The sequence below is a fragment of the Agromyces mediolanus genome, assembly GCF_023715325.1.
GTDB classification, from domain to species: Bacteria; Actinomycetota; Actinomycetes; order Actinomycetales; family Microbacteriaceae; genus Agromyces; species Agromyces mediolanus_A.
Genome location: NZ_JAMBNX010000081.1, coordinates 1 through 382, shown reverse-complemented (window position 1 = coordinate 382; position 382 = coordinate 1). Strand labels below are relative to the sequence as shown.

Sequence of the window (382 nt, the reverse complement as noted above, 5' to 3'; positions counted from 1 at the left end):
AACCTGACATAATACCAATCATCACACTTTGGGTCACAATCGTAGTCACAACTAATCCAATCATTAAACTTGCACCGAATAAGATTAAATAAAAGGCAAAGTATGACTTAATATAATCACTACGTTTAACCGGTAAAGTAGATACATAATACATCCATCTTGAGTCTTTTTCATGTTTAATATTATCAGTAATAGGTGTGATTAACATAACCCCAGCCATTGCCGAACTCATCAACGGATTAAATACTGCAAAGTATCCTGCAGCTATAATAGCGACTATAAAATAAATATATGTTTGCTTTCTCGTTGCATAAAAACTACTTAGGAACATACCTTTCATTATACTTCACCTCGCATTATGATTTTTGTAGCGTCATCAATG

Annotated in this window: 1 protein-coding gene; it reads right to left on the bottom strand. The window is 33.0% G+C overall.

What is annotated here, in order from left to right; translation table 11 throughout:
* A partial coding sequence (locus M3147_RS19175; RefSeq protein WP_251204984.1) for an ABC-2 transporter permease occupies positions 1 to 331 on the bottom strand: 331 nt, incomplete at its 3' end.
* Positions 332 to 382: the final 51 nt, after the last annotated feature.